Genomic DNA, 756 nt, shown 5'->3' on the forward strand with positions numbered 1-756 from the left:
GTGACATACTCCCACCACTTAGCTAGCGCCTGAAGTGGGGGCTTCTCGTTCGATTGCCCGATAGGGCAAAGCATAAGCGAGCTATCCCCGTGTGTCCCACGGTTTTATTAGACATTATGATAGTATGGAATTTCTTCCGCAAGGATCAGGAGATTTTCTTTTCTGTATCAAGTATCATTCCAGATATTCGAATACCTTCCCTGCATATATTGATTGCTGCGTTTTGATCCCGGTCCATTCGATTTCCGCACGCACACTCATAAATGCGATCACTCAATTGCAAATCCTCTTTTATGTTTCCACAGCAGCTGCAGGTTTTGGAGCTGGGATACCAGCGGTCAATACGGACCAGTTTCTTCCCGGCGCGTTCCATTTTATATGCCAGAAAATCCGTGAACATTCCCCAGCCATTGTCATGAACACGCTTTCCAAAACACATATCCTGGCTCATTTCTTTCATATTCAGATCTTCCATGCACACGATATCATAGGAATTGGCTATCTTCCTCGACTCCTTATGCAAAAAATCCTTTCGCTTATGTGCGATATGGGTATGGATCCGTGCTACTTTCTTCTTTTGCTTTTTATAACGGTTACTCCCCTGTTCGCAGTGGCTCAGTTTACGCTGCTCCCTTGCCAGCTTCTTCTGGGCTTTTGAGAAAAAATGAGGATATGCCGCACGATTTCCATTGGAATCCACATATAACTCTTTCATGGAAAAATCAAGACCAATCGCGGATTCTGCTTTCCTGATTT

General features: G+C 44.4%; 1 protein-coding gene. It reads right to left on the reverse strand.

What is annotated here, in order from left to right; genetic code table 11:
- Positions 1–145: 145 nt before the first annotated feature.
- On the reverse strand, positions 146–756 hold a 611-nt coding region (locus DXB18_RS16475), incomplete at its 5' end, for a transposase (protein ID WP_243103117.1).

Source organism: Clostridium sp. OM02-18AC (assembly GCF_003481825.1).
Lineage (GTDB): Bacteria > Bacillota > Clostridia > Lachnospirales > Lachnospiraceae > Brotaphodocola.